This window comes from Agrobacterium tumefaciens (genome assembly GCF_005221385.1).
Taxonomy (GTDB): domain Bacteria; phylum Pseudomonadota; class Alphaproteobacteria; order Rhizobiales; family Rhizobiaceae; genus Agrobacterium; species Agrobacterium tomkonis.
The window spans coordinates 1,497,162-1,523,467 of the sequence record NZ_CP039904.1; the positions used below are offsets into that span (position 1 = coordinate 1,497,162).

21 protein-coding genes are annotated in these 26,306 nt (G+C 60.4%); 14 read left to right on the top strand and 7 right to left on the bottom strand.

The features are described from left to right. Positions 1 to 83: 83 nt before the first annotated feature. The 13 genes from CFBP6623_RS22125 to CFBP6623_RS22185 all read left to right on the top strand — a co-directional run bounded on the left by CFBP6623_RS22125 (position 84) and on the right by CFBP6623_RS22185 (position 14,619). The gene (locus CFBP6623_RS22125) at positions 84 to 1,838 is read left to right on the top strand and encodes an alkaline phosphatase (protein WP_080842914.1); all 1,755 of its coding nucleotides are present in this window, start codon (positions 84 to 86) and stop codon (positions 1,836 to 1,838) included. A gap of 114 nt (positions 1,839 to 1,952) precedes the next feature. After that, positions 1,953 to 2,417 (top strand): hypothetical protein, encoded by a 465-nt coding sequence (locus CFBP6623_RS22130; RefSeq protein ID WP_046801044.1) that lies wholly within the window; start codon positions 1,953 to 1,955, stop codon positions 2,415 to 2,417. Between the two features lie 4 nt (positions 2,418 to 2,421). Then, positions 2,422 to 3,111, top strand: a complete 690-nt coding sequence (locus tag CFBP6623_RS22135) for an ABC transporter ATP-binding protein (protein ID WP_046801043.1) — start codon at positions 2,422 to 2,424, stop codon at positions 3,109 to 3,111. Next, a complete protein-coding gene (locus tag CFBP6623_RS22140; RefSeq protein ID WP_046801042.1) occupies positions 3,108 to 4,541 on the top strand; it encodes an ABC transporter permease in 1,434 nt (477 codons plus the stop codon). The genes CFBP6623_RS22135 and CFBP6623_RS22140 overlap by 4 nt, the downstream gene beginning before the upstream one ends. Positions 4,542 to 4,803: 262 nt before the next feature. Continuing rightward, complete coding sequence (locus tag CFBP6623_RS22145) at positions 4,804 to 5,262, top strand: DUF1801 domain-containing protein (RefSeq protein WP_046801121.1); 459 nt, start codon at positions 4,804 to 4,806, stop codon at positions 5,260 to 5,262. Positions 5,263 to 5,514: 252 nt separating this feature from the next. After that, positions 5,515 to 6,552: an NAD(P)-dependent alcohol dehydrogenase gene (locus CFBP6623_RS22150; protein WP_046801041.1), complete on the top strand. Its 1,038-nt coding sequence runs from the start codon at positions 5,515 to 5,517 to the stop codon at positions 6,550 to 6,552. 376 nt (positions 6,553 to 6,928) lie between these two features. Continuing rightward, a complete protein-coding gene (locus tag CFBP6623_RS22155) occupies positions 6,929 to 7,813 on the top strand; it encodes a helix-turn-helix domain-containing protein (RefSeq protein ID WP_046801040.1) in 885 nt (294 codons plus the stop codon). A 97-nt stretch (positions 7,814 to 7,910) separates the two neighbouring features. After that, positions 7,911 to 8,822 (top strand): ABC transporter substrate-binding protein, encoded by a 912-nt coding sequence (locus CFBP6623_RS22160; RefSeq protein WP_080842915.1) that lies wholly within the window; start codon positions 7,911 to 7,913, stop codon positions 8,820 to 8,822. Positions 8,823 to 8,893: 71 nt separating this feature from the next. Further along, positions 8,894 to 10,396 (top strand): sugar ABC transporter ATP-binding protein, encoded by a 1,503-nt coding sequence (locus tag CFBP6623_RS22165; RefSeq protein WP_046801039.1) that lies wholly within the window; start codon positions 8,894 to 8,896, stop codon positions 10,394 to 10,396. Beyond that, positions 10,386 to 11,363: an ABC transporter permease gene (locus CFBP6623_RS22170; RefSeq protein WP_046801038.1), complete on the top strand. Its 978-nt coding sequence runs from the start codon at positions 10,386 to 10,388 to the stop codon at positions 11,361 to 11,363. The genes CFBP6623_RS22165 and CFBP6623_RS22170 overlap by 11 nt, the downstream gene beginning before the upstream one ends. A 39-nt stretch (positions 11,364 to 11,402) precedes the next feature. Then, complete coding sequence (locus tag CFBP6623_RS22175) at positions 11,403 to 12,134, top strand: SDR family oxidoreductase (RefSeq protein ID WP_046801037.1); 732 nt, start codon at positions 11,403 to 11,405, stop codon at positions 12,132 to 12,134. Positions 12,135 to 12,224: 90 nt separating this feature from the next. Next, on the top strand, positions 12,225 to 13,835 hold the full coding sequence (locus tag CFBP6623_RS22180) for an FGGY-family carbohydrate kinase (protein ID WP_080842916.1): 1,611 nt from the start codon (positions 12,225 to 12,227) through the stop codon (positions 13,833 to 13,835). A 58-nt stretch (positions 13,836 to 13,893) separates the two neighbouring features. Then, on the top strand, positions 13,894 to 14,619 hold the full coding sequence (locus CFBP6623_RS22185; RefSeq protein ID WP_046801119.1) for an SDR family oxidoreductase: 726 nt from the start codon (positions 13,894 to 13,896) through the stop codon (positions 14,617 to 14,619). 70 nt (positions 14,620 to 14,689) lie between these two features. Here CFBP6623_RS22185 and CFBP6623_RS22190 read toward each other — a convergent pair whose 3' ends face one another. Then, on the bottom strand, positions 14,690 to 14,986 hold the full coding sequence (locus CFBP6623_RS22190) for a PRC-barrel domain-containing protein (protein WP_003522015.1): 297 nt from the start codon (positions 14,984 to 14,986) through the stop codon (positions 14,690 to 14,692). A gap of 263 nt (positions 14,987 to 15,249) precedes the next feature. On the opposite strand from CFBP6623_RS22190, the gene CFBP6623_RS22195 reads away from it, so the two are divergent. Beyond that, positions 15,250 to 16,386, top strand: a complete 1,137-nt coding sequence (locus CFBP6623_RS22195) for a polysaccharide biosynthesis/export family protein (protein WP_046801035.1) — start codon at positions 15,250 to 15,252, stop codon at positions 16,384 to 16,386. Positions 16,387 to 16,395: 9 nt separating this feature from the next. Here CFBP6623_RS22195 and CFBP6623_RS22200 read toward each other — a convergent pair whose 3' ends face one another. The 6 genes from CFBP6623_RS22200 to CFBP6623_RS22225 form a co-directional block, all read right to left on the bottom strand. Then, on the bottom strand, positions 16,396 to 17,301 hold the full coding sequence (locus CFBP6623_RS22200; RefSeq protein WP_137002575.1) for a protein kinase domain-containing protein: 906 nt from the start codon (positions 17,299 to 17,301) through the stop codon (positions 16,396 to 16,398). Next, complete coding sequence (gene tagF, locus CFBP6623_RS22205; RefSeq protein ID WP_046801034.1) at positions 17,288 to 18,700, bottom strand: type VI secretion system-associated protein TagF; 1,413 nt, start codon at positions 18,698 to 18,700, stop codon at positions 17,288 to 17,290. Before tagF ends, CFBP6623_RS22200 begins: the two co-directional genes overlap by 14 nt. Before the next feature lie 81 nt (positions 18,701 to 18,781). Further along, positions 18,782 to 22,270, bottom strand: a complete 3,489-nt coding sequence (gene tssM, locus CFBP6623_RS22210; protein ID WP_046801033.1) for a type VI secretion system membrane subunit TssM — start codon at positions 22,268 to 22,270, stop codon at positions 18,782 to 18,784. Then, the gene (tssL, locus tag CFBP6623_RS22215) at positions 22,267 to 23,769 is read right to left on the bottom strand and encodes a type VI secretion system protein TssL, long form (RefSeq protein WP_080842917.1); all 1,503 of its coding nucleotides are present in this window, start codon (positions 23,767 to 23,769) and stop codon (positions 22,267 to 22,269) included. The genes tssM and tssL overlap by 4 nt, the downstream gene beginning before the upstream one ends. After that, entirely contained in the window at positions 23,766 to 25,106 is a 1,341-nt protein-coding gene (gene tssK, locus CFBP6623_RS22220; RefSeq protein WP_046801031.1) for a type VI secretion system baseplate subunit TssK, read from the bottom strand. Before tssK ends, tssL begins: the two co-directional genes overlap by 4 nt. Further along, the gene (locus CFBP6623_RS22225; RefSeq protein WP_046801030.1) at positions 25,096 to 26,298 is read right to left on the bottom strand and encodes a type VI secretion system-associated FHA domain protein; all 1,203 of its coding nucleotides are present in this window, start codon (positions 26,296 to 26,298) and stop codon (positions 25,096 to 25,098) included. The genes tssK and CFBP6623_RS22225 overlap by 11 nt, the downstream gene beginning before the upstream one ends. Positions 26,299 to 26,306: the final 8 nt, after the last annotated feature.

The following is a 26,306-nucleotide window of genomic DNA, read 5'->3' on the forward strand; positions in this document are numbered from 1 at the left end:
GACATGGCAATAGGTAAGTCATCCAACTGTCATATGGCGGGTCTAGGAGAGGTTGTGGTTTTCACATGTCTCGCGAGGGGAATATGCGCAAAATTGTTGCTGCTTTGGTCGCTACGACCTTTCTTGCCGGCGCCGCTCAGGCTGCCGAGGTCTATCCGCTTGATCGTGCTACGATCCTGACCGGTTCGCCGTTTGATTTCAAAGCGGAATTCGACGCGGTCGTAAAGCCGGAAGACGTCAAGATCACCGTCAACGGCCAGGATTACAAGGCTGTTCTCGGCAAGGACGTCGAGTTCGTTGCCGAAGAAAAGAACAAGGACAAGGTTCTTGGTTCGGCCGTCATCCTGCGCGGCATCACGCTCGCCAATGCCGGTGATTACAAGGTCGAAGTTTCGGCCGGTTCCGAGACCAAGAACGTGACCTGGACCGTTTATGGCACGCCTGCCCAGGCGAAGGCCAAGAATGTGATCTTCCTGATCGCCGACGGTCTGTCGGTCGCCCATCGTACTGCCGCCCGTATCATGTCCAAGGGCATGACCGAGGGTAAGGCCAATGGCCGTCTCAACATGGATGACGTGCCGCCGGTCGCTTTCATCGGCACCTCCGCCACGGACGCCGTCGCCACCGACAGCGCCAATACCATGTCGGCCTACATGACCGGCCACAAGACCGCCGTGAACGCTATCGGCGTTTATGCCGACCGCACTCCGGCCTCGCTCGACGATCCGAAGGTCGAAACGCTGGCTGAAGCCCTGCGCCGCCAGACCAAGAAGTCGATCGGCATCATCTCCACCGCCGAATTGCAGGATGCGACGCCGGCTGCCGTCGTTGCCCATACCCGCAAGCGTGGCGACAAGGCTGACATTAACGGCATGCTGTTCGACGTGAAGCCGGATGTGCTTCTCGGCGGCGGTTCCGCCTATTTCCTGCCGCAGGCGACCGCCGGTTCCAAGCGCAAGGACGACAAGGACTATATCGCCCTGTTCAAGGAAGCCGGTTACACGCTGGCGACCAGCAAGGCTGAACTTGCAACGGCTGCCGGCACCAACACCGGCAAGATCCTCGGCCTGTTCCACACCGGCAACATGGATACCACGCTTGACCGCGAGTTCCTGAAAAAGGGCACCACGGGCAAGTTCCCGGACCAGCCGGGTCTGGTTGAAATGACCAAGGTTGCGCTCGACAATCTGTCGAAGAACCCGGAAGGCTTCTTCCTGATGGTCGAAGCGGCGAACGTCGACAAGATGTCTCATCCGCTCGACTGGGATCGCGCCGTCGTCGATACGATCGAATTCGACAAGGCCATCGGCGTTGCCCGCGAATTTGCGGCCAAGAACCCCGATACGCTGATCATCGTCACCGGCGACCATACCCACGGCGTTTCCATCATCGGTACTGTTGATGATGACAAGCCCGGCACGGACATGCGCGAAAAGGTCGGCACCTATGCCGAAGCCGGCTTCCCGAATTACGAAGACAAGGACGGCGACGGTTATCCTGACAAGGTCGACGTTTCGCGTCGTCTCTTCCTGAACGCCAATAACGGTCCGGATCACTACGAAACCTTCCGCCCGAAGCTCGATGGCCCGTTTGCGCCGGCCATCCAGAACGAAAAGAAGGAATACATCGCCAACGAGCAATACAAGGATGTTCCCGGTGCCGTGCTGGTCACCGGCATCATTCCGAAGAGCTCCGACAGCGGCGTACACGCGGTTGATGACGTCGTGCTGCAGGCCGAAGGACCCGGCGCCGAAGGCTTCCGCGGTTACATGGAGCAGAGCGATGTCTACAAGGGTCTTGTCGAAGCTTTCGCTCTTGGCGCCAAGCAGACCAACTAAGATTTGAAACGGGGCAAGGGCGCGCCACCATGGCGTGCCCTTGCCGTCACTACGGTCCTGCGTTGCCGGCCATGACGGCTGACGATGAAAGACCTTTGAAGAAGGAAAATGGTCATGAGCAAGCCTGATCCGGCGCGGTTCAATCGCCGCCAGACCCTTGGTCTCATTGCTGGTCTGCCGCTGCTGGCCGCCGGCACGCGTGCACAGGCGAAAAGCGACATCACCTTCGACGAGCTTTATGGCAAGGTCAGCGTTCTCGGGCTGGAATTTTCCGAGAAGGTCAAGCAGTTGAACGGCGAGGAGGTCGCCATGCGCGGCTTCATGGCGCCACCGCTGAAGGCTGAAGCACAGTTCTTCGTGCTCACCGAAATACCCATGTCGATCTGCCCGTTTTGCTCCACCGATTCAGACTGGCCGGACAATATTGTCGTCGTCTATCTTGGCGAAAAGCAGACCTTTACCCAGCCCAGCCAGACGATCGAAGTGCGCGGTACACTGGAAACGGGTTCCTGGACTGATCCGGACACCGGCTTCGTCAGCCTGCTGCGCATTCGCCAGGCAGAATACGCGACGGTTTGAAACCATGCTGCCTCTGAAGATAGAAAATCTTGCCGTCTCCTTTCCCGGACTGGCGGCTCCGGTTCTTGTTATCGACCATCTGGAAATCGTTGCCGGAAGCCGCGTGGCACTGACGGGTGGTTCCGGCTCGGGCAAGAGCACCCTCATCAACATCATCGCCGGCCTTGAGCGGGTTGAGACCGGCCGCGTCGTTTGGGGGAACGGGAACATTGCGGAGCTGTCCGAGGGCCGTCGCGACCATTGGCGGGCTGCCAATATCGGCCTTGTCATGCAGGAGTTTCATCTTTTTCCCGGTCTCTCTGCGCTGGATAACATCCTGCTGCCCGCCCGCCTGTCGCGTGTGGCAAATGCAGAGCTTATAAACCGTGCGGAATCCCTGTTTGCGACCGTCGGCCTCAAGCGCCCCGGGCAGCATATCGAGACCATGTCGCGGGGTGAAATGCAGCGTGTTGCCATCGCCCGGGCGCTGCTGCGCAGCCCCGGCGTCATCATTGCTGACGAACCGACCGCCAGCCTGGATCTCGAAAGCGGCGAGGCTGTCGGCGATTTGCTGCTTGCCGTTGCCGCCGGCACCGGCAGTACGCTGATTGTCGCGAGCCACGATCAGCATCTGATCGGTCGCCTTGACCGGCGTCTGACCCTCAGTGGCGGCCGTGTCGTTGCCGATACTGACGCGAAGGAGATCGCAGCATGATCGGTTTCATCCTTGCCGACCTGCGTCGCCTGTGGCTGGGCGGGGCCGTCGTGGTTCTGCTGGTGGCGCTGGCCACCGCGCTTGGCGTGGCTGTCACCTTGCAGGAACGGTCTTTGCGTCTCGGCAGCGCCCGCGCCGCCGATAAATTCGACCTCGTTGTCGGTGCTGCCGGCAGCGAAACGCAGTTGATCCTTTCATCCATCTTCCTGCAGGCGGCGCCCCTGCCGCTCGTGGATGGCGCCGTCCTCACCCGGCTTGCCGCCGATCCGCGTGTCGCATGGGCGGCTCCTGTCGGATTTGGGGATTCTTTTGCCGGCTATCCCATTGTCGGCACGACGACGAGCCTCGTCAGTAACACAACGCCCGGCTTTGCCGAGGGCAGGATGTTTGCTTTGGAAGGCGAAGCGCTTCTGGGCGCTGCCGTCAACCTCTCCGTTGGTGCCGAGATCAAGCCGATGCATGGCACCGCCGAAACCGGCGGCCGCACCCATACCGAGATCGCCTACAAGGCCGTCGGGAAGTTGCAGCCGACTGGCACACCCTGGGATCGCGCCATTCTCGTGCCGATTCAGGCTGTGTGGCACGTCCATGGTCTTGGCCAGGAACATGGTCATGATCACGGTGAAGGCAATGGGGAAGGTGACGCGGCTGCGCATGATGACGGGCATCAGGAGGATGGCCATGATCACGCCCATGAAGGCGAGGCACATCATGGGGATGGCGATACGCATGCCGAAGGTGAGGTCGGCCAAGCCGATGCCATTATTCAGATCGGGATGCCGCAGGAGCCCAAAGCGGCTGTCGTGCCGGGCGCTTCTTCGGGGCATGCCGAGTCCGATCATCATGGCAGTATCGATCCCGATGCGCCGATCGTAGAGACCTTTGGTGAGAACATGCCCGGTCTGCCGGCCATTCTCGTCAAACCGAAGACGATTGCCGATGCCTATCGGCTGAGACAGGAATATCGCAGCGGCAATACGCTTGGCGTTTTCCCGGGCGAGGTGCTCACCGGACTTTATGCCACGCTTGGTGATGCCAAGATGGTTCTGGGTGCGGTCGCCGCGGGTTCGCAAGGGCTGGTGGCGGCAGCGTTGATGCTGGTGACGGTGATCCATGTCGGTCAGCGGCGTAGGCAGATAGGCGCATTGCGGGCATTCGGCGCGCCCCGTGGCTCGGTATTCGCCATCGTCTGGCTGGAGCTTTTCTTTCTGGTGGCGCTTGGTGTCGGTATCGGTTTTCTGCTCGGCCTGGGCGCTGCTCATATCGGCGCGCAGCTGTTTACCGCAAAAAGTGGCGTGATCCTGCCGGTCGGCTTCACCCGCGAAGATTTGCGCCTTGCGCTCTTCCTGCTGGGTTTTGCCGCTGTTCTGGCCGCGATACCGGCATTGCTTGCCTATCGCCAGTCTCCCGCAGCCGCGCTCCGCGCGTGAGCGTGTACAAAGGCCACGTTTTGAGATTTATTGGAGGCTGTGCCAGTCGGGGTGATTGGGCAGGGTCGTGCCCCTTGTTTCGATTACCATACCGACAGATCGGGTTGCGTCGCTTGTAACCTGGCTCCGAACATGCCCTCCGGTCCGGGAAGCGAAAGGCGCAGATAAAATATAGTTTTTTTACTGTGGTCGCTTTTTGTGGCAGGCTTTTGCCGATACCTGCGAAATCGGCAGGAAACTGCATGACATTGAGAGGGACGAGATGGCTGAAAGGAAACCGGAAAAAGCTGCCGAAAACGCGGAGGTTGGAGCTTCGGCTGCCGCACCGAAGCTTCTTTCAGGCGGCAATCCACAGATTGCCAAGGGTTATGGTGATGCGCCGGTGCAGGCCTATATTGCCGCCATGCCGGGTTGGAAAAGCCCGGTCGGGGCGCGTATTGACACGCTGATCGAAAACCTGGTGCCCGGCGTGCGCAAGGCCGTGAAGTGGAACTCGCCCCTCTACGGCATGGAGGATGGCGTCTGGTTCCTCGGCCTTCACTGCTTTGCCAAATATATCAAAGTCAGCTTCTTCAACGGTGCGTCACTTGAGCCGCCACCGCCCGGTGCATCGAAGCAGCCGAAGGTTCGTTACCTTGATATTCACGAAGGCGTCTTCGATGAAGCGCAGTTCGCTGAGTGGGTGAAACAGGCAAGCCAATTGCCGGGTGAGAAGCTTTAGGAAGACGCGCTTCGTCGGCCTTGCAGGGAAGGCAGCTCCCGTCATGGGCAGACGAATCACGTCCCATTTCCCTCTCTGGAAAAGCCATGATACCCGGCCGGTGATGAGAAATCGCTGGCGCCTCGATACAGTTTTTCCGCCGCGAAGAAAAACCGGCCGATCCGGCGGATTTCTGTTTACTTTTGCCGAAGTTGCACGCCATCACGCTGATTGAACTCGCTGCCAGGCGTATCGCAAACCATGGAGGATGAGATGAAGGCACTGGTGCTGGAAGAAAAAGGCAAGCTCTCGCTCAGGGATTTTGACATTTCGAGTGAACTCGGACCGAAGGATGTGCGCATCCGCACCCATACGGTCGGCATCTGCGGCTCGGATGTCCATTATTACACCCATGGCAAGATCGGTCATTTCATCGTCAATGCTCCCATGGTACTCGGCCATGAGGCGTCGGGAACGGTCATCGAAACCGGTGCCGAAGTGACGCATCTGAAGGCCGGTGACCGTGTCTGCATGGAGCCGGGTATCCCCGACCCGACGTCGCGCGCATCCAAGCTCGGCATCTATAACGTCGATCCCGCCGTCCGCTTCTGGGCGACACCGCCGATCCATGGCTGCCTGACGCCTGAGGTCATCCACCCCGCCGCTTTCACCTACAAGCTGCCGGACAATGTGTCCTTTGCCGAAGGTGCCATGGTCGAACCCTTCGCCATCGGCATGCAGGCGGCACTCAGAGCGCGCATCCAGCCCGGCGATGTCGCCGTTGTCACCGGTGCCGGTCCGATCGGCATGATGGTGGCGCTGGCAGCACTTGCCGGTGGTTGCGCCAAGGTCATCGTTGCCGATCTTGCCCAGCCGAAGCTTGATATCATCGCCGCTTATGACGGTATCGAGACCGTCAATATCCGCGAGCATAATCTTGCCGAAGCCGTGGCCGCTGCTACGGATGGCTGGGGCTGCGACATCGTGTTCGAATGCTCGGGTGCTGCACCGGCCGTGCTTGGCATGGCGAAACTTGCGCGGCCCGGCGGTGCGATCGTGCTTGTTGGCATGCCGGTTGATCCGGTGCCGGTTGATATCGTTGGCCTGCAGGCCAAGGAGCTTCGGGTGGAGACGGTTTTCCGTTACGCCAACGTTTATGACCGGGCAGTTGCACTCATTGCATCCGGCAAGGTCGATCTGAAGCCGCTGATTTCCGCAACCATCCCTTTCGAAGACAGCATCGCCGGTTTTGATCGTGCGGTGGAAGCACGGGATACGGATGTGAAGCTGCAAATTCTGATGCCGCAATAAAAGATCAGGCCAATTGCCTGCTGATGACCGAGCGGCAGGCACCCTGCGGAAAAGTATAAGCGCGAGCTGCCGGTGATCGGTAGTTCGCGCTCCAAAAATTCATCAAAACTCTCCCCGTCATGCATATTATATCGGCGTATCACGCAAAATTGCGCGAAAAAATCGGTGCAACTGCCAGCTTAATTGGCAGCGTCTGTACGCAACTATTCAATTTCCGACAAAAAACAGTCAAAAAAGTATCGGTAATTTCCCCGGCTTGATGTGGAAGTAAATGCGCGGCAGGCCATATGCTCCCCTTTAACGCCTGGGACGAGCCATAAAGAGGAATGGCCTTGCTCCGCAAATACGGCGGACGTGACCGATGGGAGGAATATTGATGCAGCCCGATCTGGAACTGGTACACATCCGCAAGGGCGAATCCTTCGCTGCCTGGCGGCATGGCTATCCGTTCCGCACCGTGCGCTGGCATTATCATCCCGAATATGAAATTCATCTGGTCGTTGCCACGTCGGGCACGTTCTATATCGGTGATTTCGTCGGTCGCTTCAGCCCCGGTCAGCTCATCATGACCGGTCCCAATCTCCCCCAGAACTGGATCAGCGAGATCGAGCCGGACGAGATCGTGCCGACACGCTCTCTCGTGATCCAGTTTCCGGAGACATTTATCGAAGATGCCTGCACATCCATGTCCGAGATGGATGTGGTGCGCGCCCTGCTGGATCGCAGCCGCCGCGGCATTCTGTTTGACGACGAGACGAGCGACCGGGTTCGCCCGCTGGTGCTTCGGCTGATCGAAGCGCAGGGGCTGACACGGCTTGCGCTTTTCTGGGAAATTCTCGATCTGCTGGTCAACGCGCCGTCTTCAGAAGTGCTGGCGAGCCTGAGCTACGAGCTTGATCTGACCGGCATCGGTGATAGCGGCATTAACCGCGCTCTGTCGCACCTGCGCCAGCATTTGACCGAACAGGTTGAGGAGATCGATCTGGCTGACATGGTGGGCCAGAGCCCGAGCGCCTTTTCCCGTGCCTTCAAGCGCCATACGGGAACGACGCTGGTGCGGTATCGCAATCAGTTACGCATTGATCTTGCCTGCCAGATGCTGCTGGCGGATCAGGACGTGAAGGTGGCGGAGGTCTGCTACGATGTGGGCTTTTCCAACCTTTCGAATTTCAACCGGCATTTCCTGAAATTGAAGGGAATGTCGCCGTCGAGGTTCCGAACCATATTCGCAGCCCAGAAGGCAGCGGTCATGGCGGATTAAACCAGCGACACATCGCCGATTTTTTAGAATTCGGGCAGAGGGCTGTCCGGAAACGGGTACTTGTTGCCCCAACTTTCCAAACGGGAGGAATAGTAAGATGAAAATGAAATCCAAGTTTCTGATGGCGACAGCCGCAATTGCAATGATGGCCGCTCCGGCGCTGGCGCAGGAAAAGCTGAAGATCGGCATGACCTTCCAGGAGCTTAACAACCCCTATTTCGTGTCGATGCAGGAAGCGCTGAAGGAAGCCGCAGCAAGCATCGGCGCAGACGTTGTCGTGACCGATGCCGGCCACGATGTGGCAAAGCAGATTTCCGACGTTGAAGACATGCTTCAGCAGAAGATCGATATCCTGCTTCTGAACCCGACGGATAGCGCCGGCATCGAAGCTGCCGTGCACGCTGCCAAGGCTGCCGGCGTGACCGTCGTTGCGGTTGACGCCAACGCCAATGGCCCGGTCGACACCTTCGTCGGCTCTAAAAACCGTGACGCGGGCTACAAGTCGTGCAAATATCTCGGTGAAGCCCTCGGCGGCAAGGGTGAAGTCGCGATCCTCGACGGCATTCCGGTCGTGCCGATCCTGCAGCGCGTCGAAGGTTGCAAGGCAGCACTTGCCGAATTCGCAGATATCAAGCTCGTCGATACGCAGAACGGCCGTCAGGACCGCTCCGTTGCTCTCGGCGTCGTTGAAAACATGATCCAGTCGCGTCCGAACCTCGCCGGTATCTTCTCGGTGAATGACGGCGGTGCGATGGGCGCACTGGCTGCGATCCAAGGGTCCGGCAAGGACATCAAGCTGACCTCGGTGGACGGCGCTCCGGAAGCGGTGAAGGCAATTGCTGACGGTGGTCCTTTCATCGAAACCACGGCGCAGTTCCCGCGTGACCAGGTGCGTGTCGGCCTTGCCATGGCGCTTGCCCAGAAGTGGGGCGCACGCGTCGTGCCGAAGGAAGTCCCGATCGACGTCATGGTCGTCGACAGCAAAAACGCCGGCGAGTTCAGCTGGTAAGAACTCCTCCCAAGCCCCGTCCCCATCTAGTATGGGGGCGGGGTTAAATCCCGACCATTGAGGAGGGTGAAATGCTGGAACTGAATGGAATAAGAAAAAGCTTTGGCAAGATCGAAGTCCTGCGCGGCGTCGACCTTGAGGCGCGCGCCGGCGAGGTGCATGCGCTTCTGGGCGAAAACGGCGCCGGCAAGTCGACTTTGATGAAGATCCTGTGCGGCATTTTGCAGCCATCGGAGGGAACGATCCGCATTGACGGCAAGGATCGCCGCTTCGCCAATTATGATGAGGCGATTGCCGCCGGCGTCGGCATCGTGTTTCAGGAATTCAGCCTGATCCCCTATCTCAATGCCGTGGAAAACATGTTCCTTGCCCGCGAAATCCGCGGGCCGCTTCGCCTTTTGAACAAGGGCGCCATGCGCAAGCGCGCGGCCGAGATCATGAGCCGGCTGGCAGTGGATGTTCCGCTCGATGTGCCCGTCCATCACCTTTCGGTTGCCCAGCAGCAATTTGTCGAAATTGCCAAGGCACTGTCGCTGGATGCCCGCATCCTCGTTCTCGACGAGCCGACCGCGACGCTCACCCCGTCCGAGACCGAACACCTCTTCAAGGTCATGCGCGAGCTGCGGCGTCAGGGCGTGGCGATCATCTTCATTTCGCATCACCTCGAGGAAATATTCGAGATTTGCGACCGCATCACCGTTCTGCGCGATGGCGAACTGATCGGCTCCTGCCTGACTTCGGAGGTCGATAACGACCGTCTGGTCGAGATGATGGTCGGCCGGCGCATCGAATCCAGCTTCCCGCCGAAGCCGCAGCTCGATCCTTCCGCCGCAAGCGTGATCGAAGTGGAAGAGCTGCAATTGAAGAAGGGCGGCCCCGTCTCGCGCTTTGCGCTGCGCAAGGGTGAAATTCTCGGCTTTGCCGGCCTTGTCGGCTCCGGTCGCACGGAAACGGTGCTGGCGATGCTCGGCGCGCACTCCGCTTCGCGCCGCAAGGTCAAGGTCGACGGCGTGGACACGCGTTTTTCCGGCCCTGATGAAGCGCTGATGCGCGGTATCGGCCTGTTGCCGGAGAGCCGCAAGGAGGAGGGGCTGATCACCAGCTTCTCCATCCTGCAGAATATTTCGCTCAACAACTATCGCAAATACCGCAAGGCCCACTGGTTCCTCGACCTCAAAAAGGAACTGGAGCACACGACAAAGGCCATGGCGCAAGTGCAGGTGAAGGCGCAAGGGCCCTACGCCCGCGTCGACACGCTGTCCGGCGGCAACCAGCAGAAGATCGTGATTGCCCGCTGGCTGAACCATGACATGCGTGTGCTGATCTTCGATGAGCCGACGCGCGGCATCGATGTGGGCGCCAAGGCGGAAATCTATTCGCTGATGCGCGAATTCGCCGCCAGGGGACATTCCATCATCATGATCTCCTCGGAGCTGCCGGAAGTGATCGGCATGTCCGACAGGGTCTGCGTCTTCCGCTCCGGCGGCATCGTCGCCACCGTGGAAGGTGACGACATCAATTCAGAAACAATAATGACAAACGCCACCACCGGGAGAGTTGAACATGTCGCTTGATGCAAACACCGGCACTGCCGCGAAAACGGGCGGCTTCAGTCTCAGTGCCATGCTGCGCTCGCCGCTCGCCCTGCCTCTGGCGGGCCTGATTGTCGTATCGATCCTGATGGGGCTTGCGAGCGACAATTTCTTCAGTGTCAACAACATCATGAACGTGCTGCGGCAGGTTTCCGTCGTCGGCATTCTCGCCGTCGGCATGACCTTCGTCATCCTCACCGGTGGCATCGACCTGTCTGTCGGTGCGGTCATGGCGCTTGTCGGCACGCTGTCCGCTGGCCTCATGGTGAACACCGGCCTGTCTCCCGCAGTTGCCCTGCCGGCTGGCCTGTTCATCGGGTTAGGCATCGGCATCTTCAACGGTGCGCTTGTCGCCTGGGGCAAGATGCCCGCCATCATCGTCACGCTTGCCACCATGGGCATGGCGCGTGGCCTCGGCCTCATCTATTCCGGTGGTTATCCGGTCAGCGGCATTCCGAGCTGGATCTCCTGGTTCGGCGTCGGCCGCGTCGGCGTCGTTCCGGTGCCGGTCATCATCATGGTGGTGATTTACGCGGTAGCATGGGTGCTGTTGCAGCGCACGGCCTTCGGCCGTCACGTCTACGCACTTGGCGGCAACGAGTTGGCGGCCCGCCTTTCAGGCGTAAAGACCCGGCGCGTCAAGCTTGCCGTCTATGGCATCTCGGGCGTCACGGCAGCACTTGCGGCCCTCATCCTCACGGGCCGTCTGATGAGTGGTCAGCCCAATGCCGGCGTCGGCTTCGAACTGGATGCCATTGCGGCCGTCGTTCTCGGCGGCACGGCGATTGCCGGCGGCAGGGGTCTCATTCTCGGTACGCTCATCGGTGCGGTGCTGCTCGGTATTCTCAATAACGGCCTCAACCTGATGGGCATCAACCCCTATCTGCAGGATGTCATCAAGGGCGGCATCATCCTGCTGGCTATCTATATCGGGCGCGATTGGCGCTGAGCCGGCCCGGAAATATCTTCATAAACGCAGGAGAATTAAATGTCTGAATCGCTGCAAGGCAAGATCGCGGTCATCACCGGCGCCGCATCCGGCATCGGGCTTGCCACAACGGAAGCGCTCTTGGAACAGGGCGCAACCGTGGTCATGGTCGACTGGAACGAGAAAGCCTTGAAAGATCTGGCCGCCAAGCTCGGCGAGCGCGCCATTCCGCAGGTCACCAACCTTCTGGATGCCGACAGCTGCAACGCCATGATCCCCGAAATCCTGGAGAAGGTCGATCATATCGACATTCTCTACTGCAATGCCGGCACTTATATCGGCGGTGAGCTGACCGAAACAACACCGGAAGCCATCGACAAGATGCTGAACCTGAACGTCAACGCCGTGATGAAGAATGTGCAGGCCGTCGTGCCGCATATGTCTGCGCGCAAGACAGGCGATATCGTTGTCACCTGCTCGATCGCCGGCCATTTCCCGACCTATTGGGAACCGGTCTATTCGGGCTCGAAATGGGCGATCACCAGCTTCGTGCAGGGCATGCGCCGCCAGATGATCCCGCATGGCGTGCGCGTCGCGCAGGTCTCTCCCGGCCCGGTCGTCTCCGCACTTCTCGCAGACTGGCCGGAGGAAAACCTCCGCAAGGCCAAGGAATCGGGTAGCCTTATTGATGCGAGCGAAGTGGCGGATGCCGTTATCTACATGCTGACGCGCAAGCGCACCGTCACCATCCGCGACATGCTGGTTCTCCCGACCAACTTCGACCGCGTCTAAAAACTTCAGGGGCGGCTGGAAAAATCGGAACCGGTCCAGCCGCTCCATATCGTTCAAGCACCGGATGATCCGCTCCGAGGAGTATCGCAAATGGCTTCCTACCTTGTTGGCGTCGATGTCGGGACAGGCTCGGCGCGGGCCGGTGTCTTCGATGTCGCGGGCAAGCTTCTCGCTACTGCCAAGCGCCCGATCAGCATGCACCGCGAGGATGGCGGCATTGCCGAGCAATCGAGCGGCGAAGTATGGCAGGCCGTTTGCGATAGTGTTCGCGAAAGCGTTTCTCGCGCCGGCATCGATCCCGCCGAGGTTGCCGGCATCGGTTTCGATGCCACCTGCTCGCTTGTCGTGCGCGGGCCTGACGATGAGACCCTGCCGGTCGGCGCTGCCGATCATCCCGAACGCGATATCATCGTCTGGATGGACCACCGCGCCGTTGAACAGGCTGAACGCATCAATGCCGGTGAACATGCCGTCCTGAAATATGTCGGCGGCCGCATTTCCCCGGAAATGCAGACGCCCAAGCTGCTGTGGCTCAGCGAAAACAGGCCGGATATTTATGCGCGTGCCGAGCATTTCTTCGACCTGACGGATTTTCTGACATGGAAGGCTTCCGGTGCACTCGATCGTTCCGCCTGCACGGTAACCTGCAAGTGGACTTATCTTGCCCATGAAAGCCGCTGGGATGCGGAATATTTCAACCGCATCGGGCTTGGTGATCTGGCGGAGCAGGGCTTCCGACGCATCGGTGAAAACGTCGTGCATCCCGGTACGGCACTGGGCGCTGGCCTGACCGAAGATGCGGCGAAAGCCATGGGGCTGGTGGCAGGCACCGCCGTCGCCGCAGGGCTTATCGATGCCCATGCCGGCGGCGTCGGCACGGTGGCTGCAGGCGGTGATGCCTCGCGATGCCTCGGTTATGTTTTCGGCACCTCGTCCTGCACCATGACCACCACCGCCGAACCCGCTTTCGTGCCGGGTGTCTGGGGTCCCTATTATTCCGCCATGGTTCCCGGCGCGTGGCTCAACGAAGGCGGCCAGTCTGCCGCCGGTGCGGCCATCGATTATCTGGTGCAGTTGCACCCCGCCTTTGCCGAGGCGAAGGCGCTTGCCGAGAAGGAAGGCAAAGCCTTGCCGGTTTGGCTTGCCGACCGCGCGCTCGGAATTGCCGCATCCGCTTCCGCCGCAGCTGAGATTGCCGAGGATTTTCATGTGGTGCCGGAGTTTCTCGGCAACCGTGCCCCCTTTGCCGATCCCCATGCCCGCGCGGTCATTGCCGGTTATGGCATGGAGACCGGCGTCGATTCGCTCGTCGCGCTCTACGTCGCGGGGCTTCTCGGCCTCGGTTACGGGCTTCGCCAGATCATCGAGACCCAGGCTCGCAACGGCGCGCCTGTCGAAACCATCAGTGTCAGCGGCGGGGCAGGCGCTCATCCGCTTGCCAGGCAATTGCTGGCGGACGCGACGGGGCTTCCGGTCGAACGCACCGAATGCGAAGAGCCGGTGCTTCTTGGATCTGCAATGCTCGGTGCGGTTGCTGCCGGAAGCTATCCGGACCTGATGGCAGCGATGCCGGCCATGTCGCGTATCGCCAGCTGTGCAACGCCTGATCCTGCTTTTCAGAAAGTCCACCAGTCGCGTTACGACGCGTTTCTGGCGTTGCAGAATGCGGCGCGCGCCATTCGAGCCGCCAGCCATTCCTGAACCCCGCGTCACAAGCTTAGATCATCCGGCCGCATTGGCCGCAAATAACGAGGATTCCATGCAGTTTTCCGGAAAATCCGTCATCATCACCGGCGCAGGCAAAGGCATCGGCCGCGCCTGTGCACAGCTGATGGCCGCACGCGGTGCGGAAGTGGTGGCGATCAGCCGCACGCAGTCCGATCTCGACAGCCTGAAAAGCGAAATTGGCGGCCGTTCAATCCGTGTCGATCTTGCCGATGTCGCCGCCACCCGTGCCGCCATGGCGGAGGCTGGTCCTTGCGATTTCCTGATCAACAGCGCCGGCATCAACGTGCTGGAAAGCGTGCTTGACATGAGCGATGCCGGTTACGAGGCCGTGCTGGGCATCAACCTGCGTGCCGCTCTCGTCACCTGCCAGGAATTTGCCCGCGCACGCGTTGCGCTGGGTGGCGGTGGCGCAATCGTCAACATCACCTCTATCGCCGGCCATCGCGGTTTTCAGGATCATCTATGCTATGCGGCGTCGAAGGCCGGGCTTGAAGGCGCAACCCGTGTTCTCGCCAAGGAGCTTGGCGCGCACGGTATCCGCGTTAACGCTGTTGCGCCGACCATTACGCTGACCGAACTGGCGGCGGAAGCCTGGAACGATCCCGTCAAGAGTCAGCCGATGATGGTTCGCCATCCGCTCAACCGTTTTGCCGAAGCTGAAGAGGTGGCACAGAGCATCGCGCTGCTGCTATCTGATGACAGCAAGATGATTTCCGGCGCCGTGTTGCCTGTGGATGGCGGTTTCCTCGCCGTCTGACGTTTGGCAGACGCAAGTGCCGCCTGTAAGTGGAGAAAACGCCCGGCAAATCGCCGGGCGCTTTTTTAGATCAATGACGATGCTCGGGCATGTCCTTCAGCTGGTCCTTCGTCCATGAGGTAACCGCGTGGACATCGCCGTCCTCATCCCGCATGAAATCGAGATCGCTGAGCGGCACGGCGACGGGCTTTGCGCCGATGCCGAGAAAGCCGCCGACATCGATGATTGCGGTGCTGCCGGCTCCAACGCCGTGGACATGGTCAACCTTGCCGACCTTGTGGTCGTCCGCACCATAAACGGTCGCTCCTTCGAGCACCGAAGGTGTGAGTTCCGTTTCAACCAGACGTACGTGATTGGTGTGATCCATTGTTCTTCCTCCTGTCTTGGTTTGCAGAAAACAAACTCCCGCATTGCAAAACCGTTCCATCCAATTTTGCGGCGGGCGGAGGCAGGTTATTTCTCATCGGTACATTGTTGGGGTCTGGGGTGAATGCCGGTGAAAAGGTTGCGGAATGGTCACACCTTTTCTTTGGAAAACAAGCATTCTCTGAATTACAACCGCCAAAGTTGTTGCGGTGACGTATCGTGATGTTATCTCTGCGTCAGGTTGAATCATCGAGGGGATGCGGGATGAAAAAGTTGGGGGCGGTTCTGCTGGTTGCTCTGCTGAGCGCATGTGCAAAACCATCTGACGGGCCGACTGCGGGCAATATCCGGTCTGCGACTTTCCCTCGAACCAACGAAAAAATCCCGGTCATCGAACTGGCGAACGCACCTGCGGCCACCGTCTCCGCGTCAGGCCTGCAGAGTGCTTCCGGCCCCGGGCTCACCGCGCTTCGCAATACCGGTTACAACGCCCAGAGATTGCGGCGCGGCGACGTGATCGACATCACCGTGCTGGATACGGGTGAGGACGGGCTTTTCTCCCCGACACAAAGCAAGACCCTCAACCTTGGCCGCTTCACTGTGGATCAAAGCGGGTCGGTCAATATTCCGTTCGTCGGCAAGCAGAGAGTGGTGGATTCGACGCCCGAGGGGCTGCAATCCCAGGTCGTCGCCGGGCTCAAGGGCTCGGCCGTCAACCCGCAGGCGGTCGTCACCGTCGTCGACAAGCCGACGAGTGCAGTGATGCTCAGCGGTGCGGTCAAGAACGCCGGAAAGATCGTACTCACCGCCCGTCAGGAGCGGGTGCTCGATGCACTCAATCAGGCCGGTGGCCCGACGGTTGCCCCGGGTGCAGCCACGGTCACCGTCGTTCGCGGCTCGCAGAGAGCCAGTGCGCCGCTTGACCGCGTCATGCGGGAAGATCGCCAGAATATCCGTCTTTCGCCTGATGATCAGGTCATGATCGATGGCGATGCCGCCAGCTACACGGCGCTTGGCGCTTTCAAGAGCGCCGGGGAATTCCAGTTCGAAACCGGGAAGCTGACATTGGCGCAGGCCGTCGGCCGCGCTGGCGGTTTGCTGGATGACCGCGCCGACGCCCGCAATGTCTATGTCTTCCGCAACGAGATCACTCAGGTTCCGGCGGCGACTGCTTCCGGCGCCAAGGGCCCGGTTGCGACGGCAACGAGCATGCGGCCGGTGATCTATCACGTCAATATGCGGGATGCGTCCAGCATCGCGCTCATGCAGCTCTTCCAGATGCAGAAGGGCGACGTGCTTTACGCCAGCAACGCACCGCTGGTGGATTCGGCAAAGCTGCTGACCGTGTTCCAGAAGAGCGTGCCGACGGCTGCCGCTCCTCAACCCGGCAGTGGCAACTGACAGGCTGCGCTACAAAAGCTGTAGCGCATCCATTGCCGATTGCGGTCGCGAAGCGGGATCGTCATGGCAACAGGCGGAGGCGAAATGCGTAAGCTTTTCCGTTGCCTGCTCCCCCATTGTTACGATGAGCCGTGAGGCAAGTCGTCCGACTGAGAATATATCCTGATTTGGGTTTGCTGCCGCACCCTGCATCTGCTCCGGTGACGCAAAGCCGGCCGAGGCGGCAAATGCCATGCCCCGTTGCCTGTGCTTCTGGCCAATTTCCAGCGCAATGCCGAAATCGCCGAGCCTGCCGGTTGTGACGTCGTCCTCCTGCAGCAGAATATTGGCAGGCGTCACATCGCAATGAACATATCCCTGCATATGCATGGCATTCAGGCCTTCCAGAACACGGCGAAGCGCAACAACCGCATCCTGCAAGGTGATTGGCCGGATGTTGGTCTGCGACACCAGCGATAACGGGAGCCATGGCTGCAAAAGTCCCGGCCGCCCATCGGGCAATCGCAACAGCGCGGATGTTTCCACAAGGCACGGATGGCGCAGGGCAAGCCCGATCTGCGCCTCCTCCCGTAGCCTTTGCACCAGCGTGGCATCGTCTGCCAATGCCGACGGCACGGTTTTCAGGGCGTGAAGGGAGCCGACGTCGCGGTGTCGCAATTTCAAGAGCAGCGTCGTCTCGCTCTCATGGGCAATCCCCTCGACGGCAAAGCTGTCGGCAATCCAGACGGGTTTTACTGCGGAAAAATGCGAGACCTTTCGATCGAGCGCATTTCGCAGCTGATCGATCAGGTCGTTCTGTTCTTCGGTAGGCCTTTCCCGCGCGCCGTCATGGCGAATACTCCTCCACAGTTCGGAAAAGCGCGTGCTCACCTGCAAATATGCAAAATCCCGGCCTTCCAGCTCATCGTTGCTCACGCTCGTTTCCAATCACGATGGCGCTGATGTTTTCGCGTGCGTTTTCGATCAGCGCTTCCTGTATCAACGCGCCGGCGCACTCCTTGAGAAGCGTGCCACTGACGACCTCGGCAATTGTCCGCTCTCTCAGGATCTGTACCAGCGGGGCGCTGCACAGAAGCAGCCTGTCCTGCGGACCCCAATCCTCATGGATGATATCCGGCCGGAACTGTTGGGAAAGACCGACGCATTGGGACAGCTGCTTTTTCATGCCGACAATGACGTGATCGCGTGAAAGCTGGTGCATCGTTCCGTTTTTAAGAAGATAAGCGCGTGCGTCGCCGGACCAGACGATGCTCAGCCTGTCGCCGCTGATATGGGCGATGACCACACTGGCGGCCGGCCTGTTTTCTGCTGCTGCGGCCTGCCGTGACAAAAGAAGGCTGTTAACGGTGCCGAGCTTTCCCCGGATGTTCTGCGTCATTATCTCCGGATTGTCGGCATCCGGCGTCTCCGCCAGAATATTGGTGACCTGACGGGCGGCCTCCACGGCGCCGTGCGTATCGCCCTGTCCGTCGGCTATGGCGAAGAGGGCAGGATTTCTTGAAACGAAAAGCGAATCCGCATTCAGGGACAGCCGCGTTCCCGCGTGCGTCGCATAGCCGTAAATCACCGGCGATGGCTGCTCGGCAGAGCGCGCAGGCCGAATGGGTGGAGGCGCTTGCGCGGGCGCACTGTCTTGGGTCCGCGCATGGGCGCGCGCGGCACCCGTCCCTTCCTCATCGTTCTTGCCCGCCATTTCGCTGAACAGGCGCATGAAATCGGAAGCCTTCGGCTTGCCATCGAATTTGAGCCCCCGCGGGCGGCGACTAAGGGGATCGATATGCCACCAGAGACTGGTTGGCGGTCGGCCCCGCACCATCTCCCGTTCGTCATCCTCCTCCCGGGGTTTGGGCAGCCGCAGTTTCCTGACCGCAGCGTTGAAGCGCGCAATCTCGAAATCGCCGGTCGTGGATGTCTCGGCCAGGGCCTCGGCCGCCATGAACCAGGTATCGTCCAGATAGAGCGTTCTTGGGTGTTTCCGGAAATTGTTAAGCTGGGCGATGATGGCCAGCGGATATTTCCGCCCCACCCGGTCCGTGCTGGGCAGCAGCACGCCCACATAGGCGCAGTTTCCCCAGATGCCCCTTTCGACAATGAAGCGTATGGGCGGCGACGATGAGAATATGGCTGGCCAGCGGCCCGCGAACATATCCGCACAGGCATGCAGGCCGGATCGCATCCAGTCGTCAAAGGTGCTGATCAATTCCCGTTCAAGGCCGTCGGAGATGAAATCGCCGTGGCTGGGTACCTTGCCGAAGAAACCGATGCGGTCGCTTTCCGCTGCGGTTTCCGCGGGTCTCGATGCCTGATTGACCATCAGACGGAAACAACCGCTGAGGTTGTCGTCATCGTTGCCATCCTTACTCCCCTCCGTTGCAAATCAATATGCCACCTGCCGTCAAAACTGCTGAGGGCAGGCAAAGCTCGACATCGCCTCCAGTCTGAATGGGTTGAGAACCGAGCCGAACTGAATATCAAACTCGGCCGTCTGGCCGCCATTATCAAACCGTACCCGCAAAAGATCACCCGATTGGCTTTCGATATTTGCGCCGTCGAACAGGCGGAATGGCGACCAGTCGCCGTTTTCGGTTTTCGCCTGCTGCCAGCCGCCCGGTTGGAAGGCGATGCGCGACAGGCTGGCCGTGTTCTCACGGGACGGCCAGGTGATCGATTTCGCCTGTATTGGACCGTGATAATAAACCACGCGCTCACCCTCGATTTCCAGCATGACGGCGCTGGAGGCATTGGTGAGCGAAACGGGCTTGACATTGATCGCAACCGCCGGCGTCTCGCTGCCATTCGGGAAGAAGGCACGCGAAATCTTGTCGGCATTTTCGAACTGGGCGATGGCGCTGCTTGGAATGCCGGCGGCGCCGAAAGTGCCTTTCCAGCTCCAGGGGGTTGTCGTCTTGTCGACGAAAGGCTCCATGCGCTGCTTGAAGAAGCTCTGGAAAACCCCGGTCGGGCCGAAGAGACGGGTAAAATCCGCAATCGCGACATCGCGGGAAGACGACCGGTCGAAAGGATAACGCCCCGTCACGATCGAAGAGCAGAGAGATGCTGAATCGGCCGCCCAGAGGTCCGCAATACGGCTGCGTGCGGATTTGACCGCCAGCGAGCCGACATCGGCAGCTACACCCGCCACCCAGACATCGAGCGGTGCCGGCAGTTCGCGTGCCTGTTGCAGCAGGTCCTGATTGGCCTTGGTCAGCTGGCTGTCCACATCGAATACCTTGGCAACCTCATCAGAGGTCGTTGCCGAGCGGGCGAGCTGCTCGTTCAGCATCTTGAAATTCGAAAGCAGCTGCTCCGCTGGAGAACCCGCGGCCTTGCCGCCATTGGTTTCCGCGCCCGTTGCCGGGGCCGTTCCCTTGGCTGCCAGCATATCCCGCAATCGCGCATAGGGGGCCGCCGCATTCACGGTGGCGGCAAGAACGGCTGCCGTTGCATCGCCTTCGGCGGCGGAAGCGAGGCTGGCCGGATTTGCTCCCACGCTCGGGCGCAGATCGGTCGCTTCGGCGATGGATTTTGCCGCCTCCACCAGAATGTTGCGTTCATTGGCAAGTGCGCGGGTTGTTTCCACCGCGTCGCCCAGCGTCTGGGAGGGCTTGACCCTTAGATCGGCCAACGCATCGGCCCATCTCTTCTCGAAACGGTCGAAATAGATTTGCAGCGCGGCCTGTGCCACCTGTTCGACCGTTGCGCCGCGGATCGCGTCGTCGGAACCACGCACCCATCCCTCTGAAAGCGCGATACGCGCTGCGTTGGCGACCTGTGGAATGACGACGCTGCGATATCCTTGCGCCGTGAAGAGGCCTTCTATGCCCTCCGCCATCGGCGCTTTGCTGCGGCGTTCGAAGGCGCGTTCTCCCAGCGGGCCGAAGGCCGTGGCGGGCGTCCATTCCATCAGCTCCTGCGCCTGCGGAAGGCCGGCGAGAATATCATAGGCACGTGTACCGATCGCCTGATCCCGGATGGTTTCGCGGGCGGTGGCGATGAGGCGGGCATCAAGCTCGATCGGGGCGAGTACGCCATCCGCCAGTGCCTTTGCGTGCTGGTCAAGTGCCTCCCGGGCTGCCCCTCTTCCGTCGCCGGGATAAAGGGACGCGAACATCTGATGCGTCTGCATGGTCAGGAAATCCCGGTCCAATGCGCCCATGCCGCCAAGCATTCCATAGAGCTTCAGCGAATTGAACGTGCGGGTCACATCCTTTTCGTCCTTCAGCTGTTTCTGCAATTGCACGATCATGCGTGGCAGCAGAAGGGCGTTGAGCGCGCGCTGATAGGCATCGCGCTGCCGCCCGGCGATCTTGTCTTCCTGATCGAGGCCGAAACTGACATTCCACACGCGCTCCCGTGCAAAGCCGGAGTTGACATCGCGCAGATTATCGAGTGCCGGAAGAATGCGCAGGAAATCGGCGTCGGCGACATCGCGCACGGGAATACCCTGAACCAGCTGCTCATAGGCTCCGAGTTTGCGGTCGGCTTCTGCCAGCGCCTGCGTATTGGCGAAATAGGTAAAAATCCAGCCCGTGAAGACGACGGCAACCGCGACGGCGCACGCCGTATAGGCAATGCGCCGGACAAGCAGCTGCCGCCTCGAAAGGCGTTTGTCGCGCATTACCAGCGCGGCTTCCGGGAAGATGACGTCCTTGAAGAGCCGCGAAAGGAAATAGCTCCGGCGAGCCCGTGGCGCGCTGACGGGACGTTCCGTTTCCGGCTGTGTTCCCGAAGCGAGGTAGACACCACGCAGAAGCGGCGCTTCGATCAGCGGGGAACTTGCGCAAAGTTCGGTCAGAGCCTCGTGAAGCCGGTCTTTAAGCCGCGCCAGTTCCGCCGGGAACCGGAAGATGCGTCCGCGTATCTCCGCATTCTGTTCCTGCTGCAGGCGTTCGATCAGCATCGCATCGACCCGTTGCTGCAGCAGTTCGAACTCTTCCGTCAGTCGTTGCGGCAGGTCCTTGGCGGAATAGCTCTCATCCAGCTTGAAGGTCGTGCCCCAGACCTGCTGGCGATCGGTCTTGTTGAAACCGTCGAAGAATTCCACGAAGCCATGCAGGAGGTCTGCCTTCGTCAGCACGATATAGACCGGCACGCGGGCGTGCAGATATTCATCCAGTTCGGAAAGCCTCTGACGGATGGAGCGCAGTTCCTGCCGCTGCTCCTCGGGATCACGGGTGAGAAGATCGGGGATGGACAAGGTCACCAAAGCGCCGTTGATCGGCTGCGAACGGCGATATCGTCTCAGAAGGCCGAGGAAACCTTCCCAGCCCGCTTTCGATGAGCCATCGAGATCATCCTGCGTGGTGTAACGCCCTGCCGTGTCGATCAGTATCGCCTCGTCGGCGAACCACCAATTGCAGTTGCGCGTGCCGCCGATGCCTTTCACCGCGTTTTCGCCAAGCGCATCGCCAAGCGGGAACTGCAGGCCGGAATTGGTGAGCGCGGTCGTCTTGCCGGAGCCCGGTGCGCCGAAAATCACGTACCAGGGCAGATCGTATATATAACCGAACCGCTTTTTCGTGACACGCCGCAACAGCGCCAGGGCTTCTTTCAGGCGTGTCTGGATTTCGCCGATTTCAGCCTGACGGTTGGCGAGAGCCTCCCGCTCGATGCTGTCGACGAGTTCCTTGTCCTGCTTGCGGCCGCGGTAAATCGTGACGACGATATAGACCAGCCAGATGGCCACAATGATGCCGATGGCGATAAGCCGGGCCTGTGTCGTTCCCAGCGGCTTGAAATCGCCGAGCGCGATCAGATAGCCGTAAAACCAGATGACGACGCAAAGCGCGATCACCCATAGAAGCGACAGGAAGCGGCGTCCGACGAGGGCCGCATAGCTCTCGACATAGGATCGGATCGTATAAAAATAACTCAGCGGATTCATGGGTTTGCATCTCCCGGCTGCTGTCCCGAACTGTTCTCTATGGCCGGCGAGAGAATGCCGGCGTCGCTCAGTTTTTCATCGGGGTTGGTCAGGACCATGATCTCGGTTCTGCGGTTCGTCTCGCGGCCTTCCTGCGTCTTGTTGTCGGCGATGGGATCGCTGTCGGCGCGCCCTTCCGTCAGGATCGCCTCGGGTCCGGCAAATTGCGATAGAATGTCTCCGACCGCCTTCGCACGCGCCTCGGAAAGGTGCCAGTTGGATGGGAATTCCACGGTTTTGATCGGCACGTTATCGGTATAGCCGATGACGACCGCGCGGAATTTTTCGGCGGCGAGTGCTCCGCCGATACGCTGGATCAGATCGCGGAACTGCGGGCTGACCTCGGCGCTGCCGGTGGCAAAAAGGCCTGAATTGTTGATGCGCACACGCAGCCGCCCGTTGACGTCAGCCAGTGTGACCAGCTTCTTTTCGACCTCCGGCTGCAGGAAGGCCATCAGCTTTTCAAGCCGGGAAGGCTGCTTCGGTTCCACGATCTTGGGTGGTTCGACAATCTTCGGGGGTTCGGTTTTCACCGGTGGCGCTGGAGGGCTCGCGATCAGCACGCTGGGTGTTTCGGTGGGCGGCAAGTGGGCCAGCCTTTCGAAAGTGACATCGGATGCGTTGTTGAGCGACAGCGTGAAGAAAAGATAGCCAAGCGCGAAGGCGAGCGCCATCAGCGACAGCAGCGTCCAGAGTGCCGCCATCGTCCGCAATGGCGTATGCCGGGCCTCGACGCCTTTCCAGTGCGGTGAAAGTTCCCGCTCAAAGGCGCCATATTGGCCGATCAGCGTCTTGTAGAGACTGTCGCGGATGCGCGAAAGCTCCAGAGCCCCCTTCGGTGAAACGCGGGTGCGCCCTTCGAAGGCGAGCGACAGGCACAGATAGATCAGCAGCAGCAGATCCTTGTTGGCGCCGGGCGACTGGTGGAAATGGTCGAGAATGTCGAAAACCCGGTCGCCGCCGGTGACATCATTGTGGAAGGTGGAGACAAGGCCGGAGCGCGCCCAGCCTGCCCGCACGCCCCACGGCTTGCTGAGAATGACATCGTCCACGGTCGCACAGACGACATAATGCGCCGCCCGTGCCCGCTCGGCGCTGATGCGGGCGGAAGCGAGATCGCGCTCATAACGGGTGATCGCCTCAAGGCAGGCGCGCCGCAGATGCTCCGGGTCCGGCTGGGCGTCGCTGAAGCGCAGCAGGTGCGCGAGGTTGAGAAGAGGCGCCGCCGATTGCACCAGCGTCGGAACATCCTCGCCGCCGAAGCGGAAACCGGAAAGCAGCTGGTCGATCGGCATGGCGGCCGTATTGCCCTTCGGCCGCGCGGCCGGCTCGTCGGTCTCGATGATGTCTTCGAGGATCGTCGCCATGTTGCGGGCGTTCTGGTTGCGGCGGCGGCTTTCCTCGGTGATTTCAACCACCGTCGGCAAATCCTGCCAGGAGGAGGGCTTTTCGTTGCTCATTCGCGTAACGCCCACATTTCCAGCTCAAGTCCGGGAAATTCGCCCGCCAGATGCAGGGCGATGGCGCCTGATGTCTCGAGCTGTTTCCAAAGCGGTGATGTCGTGTCGATTTCGAAATAGATGGTGCCCGAACGATAGGGCAATTGCCGCGGCAGAACGGGCAGCGAGCGCACGGGAATGCCCGGCAGCGCGACATTGACCAGTTCCGAAATCCGCTCCACCGGCCCGACCTTGATCTGTGCCGGCAACCGGCGGCGAATGTCCTCGGCGGCCATATCAGCACGTACCGCAAGCACGAAGCCGGCATCGCGCAGCAGGGTGCGGTCGTGGATGGTGCCGACACGCACGCCGTGGCGGCGTTCCACCAGTTCGATGGCAACAGCCGCCTGTTCCAGAACCGCCGAAAGCGAAGTGCGCAGATCATCGAAAACCGCGCCGAAGGTGGCCTTCAGATCATCATGACGATAGGGCGGGAAATTCGTCGCCCGTTTTTTGTCCGTGGTGAAGGTGGCGAGTTCGCCGGCAAGCTGGATGCAGTCCTCGTAAAACCGGATGGGGTGAAAACGCGTGGCGTTGGCGCCGCGATGCGAAAGCAGCGGATCCGCCCGGTTGAGGATTTGCAGCAGGAAATAGTCGCCTACTTCCGCAGTTCCGCGGATCGTCGGGTCACCGATGCGCTCGGCGATCGCCTGGGCGCGGTGGCGCACGATTCCCAGAAGCTCCGTCAGCAACTCGTTGAGACGAGGTGCTGCGGCGCAGGTGAGGCTGGGTGGAATGAAATCCGGATCGAGGATGACAGCACGGTCGGAGCGAACCTCGATCACCCGCGCCAGTCCAATGAGATCGTAACCGGAAAGATCGTCGCCGGTCTTGAGGAATTTCAGGCTGAGGCGACCGACATCAATGGGCGCAATGAAATCCGTCTCGATATTGGTGTCGGAGACCTCATAGCTTGAGGCGGTGAAGCGCACATTGTTGATGTCGTTGCGGCCCGACGCGGACATGTCCGCCTTTCCGGGCTGACGGGCGGGCAGGGCGAGATAGATGATGGCATCCTTGACGCTGTCATCGAGATCAAGCGGCGGCGGCAGATCGGAATCCTCCGGCGCCTCGAAAGGGGTGCCGTCAGGAAGGACACCGCGAAGGTTCGACAGGGCAAACTGCCCGATCGACAGCGCGCTGCGATCCATGCCGATCTCGGCAATGCCCCAGGGATAGGGAGAAAGATTGCGCGTCGTATTGCGCACGAGGCGCTCCGTCCAGCGGTCGGATTGCTGGAAATGCTGGACGCGAAGAAACATGCCTTCGCTCCAGGCAACACGGTTTTCATGTCTCATCGTGGTTGTTTACCCCCTTGGCATCGGTCGTCATCGCGTCAGGCTCTGCAACAGGCGCGGCGTCACCGCGCGCTGCCCGCTGCAGAAACTGCCTGACCGGCAATTGACGACCGTTTTCTTCAAATTGCTTTTTGTAGGCGGACCAGTAGTCGGTCCTGGTGATTAGCGCCTGCCAGTCCCTGCGCTCGATTTTCGAGCGAATATCGTTTCCGGCATCGACCGAAGCTTCGAGAAGCCGCGGCTCGAGTTTCTGCGTGCATGTGTGAATGAGTGTTTCAAGAGAGGCGGTAAGCCGACGCTGCTGATGAATGAGGGTTTCCAGACGCTCGCTCAGCGACGCATGTGGTGCGGCAGCGGCATGATCGCCCTCGATGTCGAGAACGGCCAGGCACTCGGCATTCTCCCTTTCGAGCGCGGACAGAAGATCACTGATCCCAGCCTGTGCGCCGGATGTTTCCGCCGGCCATGTCTCTTCTGCGGTCGGCTCTTCATTTTTATCCGGAAAGACGCTGTCGAAATCCTCGCCCTGCGACGATGATGCCGGACGTGCGATCATGACCGGTGTGTTCAGCGCATCGGTGTGCTCGTGCCTGCTGCTTGCGGCCGGCTCTTCATCCCAGTCTTCCGGAAGTACCATACCCATTCCACCGGCCTTGGGCGGAGCGCTCCAGCCGATCTCGACATTACGCGAAATGGATTTGGGCTTCTGGCCGGCAGCACTGCCGCTCGTTTCCATCCAGTCATCCTGCGGCAGCGTGCCGCCCAGCACCCCGCCGGCGGAACGCCCGTTCGGGGCGATATCGGCAAGGATTGCGGAAATGGTCAGGGGCTCGTCGCTCATCCGCAGGGAGGCATCGGGATCGGAAAAATCCAGGTCGGCATCGCCGCTGATGGCCACATGGAAAATCTGCCCGCCGATGTTGATCTGCGAGCCATCCTGCAGGCGCGCGCTTTCCCCTTCGAGCAGCAGCCGGCCATCGACAAGCGTACCGTTCGCACTCTGGTCGATGATCGTAAAACCTTCGCCGTCGCGGCTTAGCGTGCAATGCAGCTTGGAAACACGCCGTTCATTGTCGTCGATCTGCCAGTCGCAATCCCGCGACCGGCCGATCGCGCGGCGGCCGCGCTCGAAGCTCCATTGGCCGGGTTTTGTGGCCCCGATATTCTGTGTGTGCCTGAGCGCCAGTTTCATGTCATGCC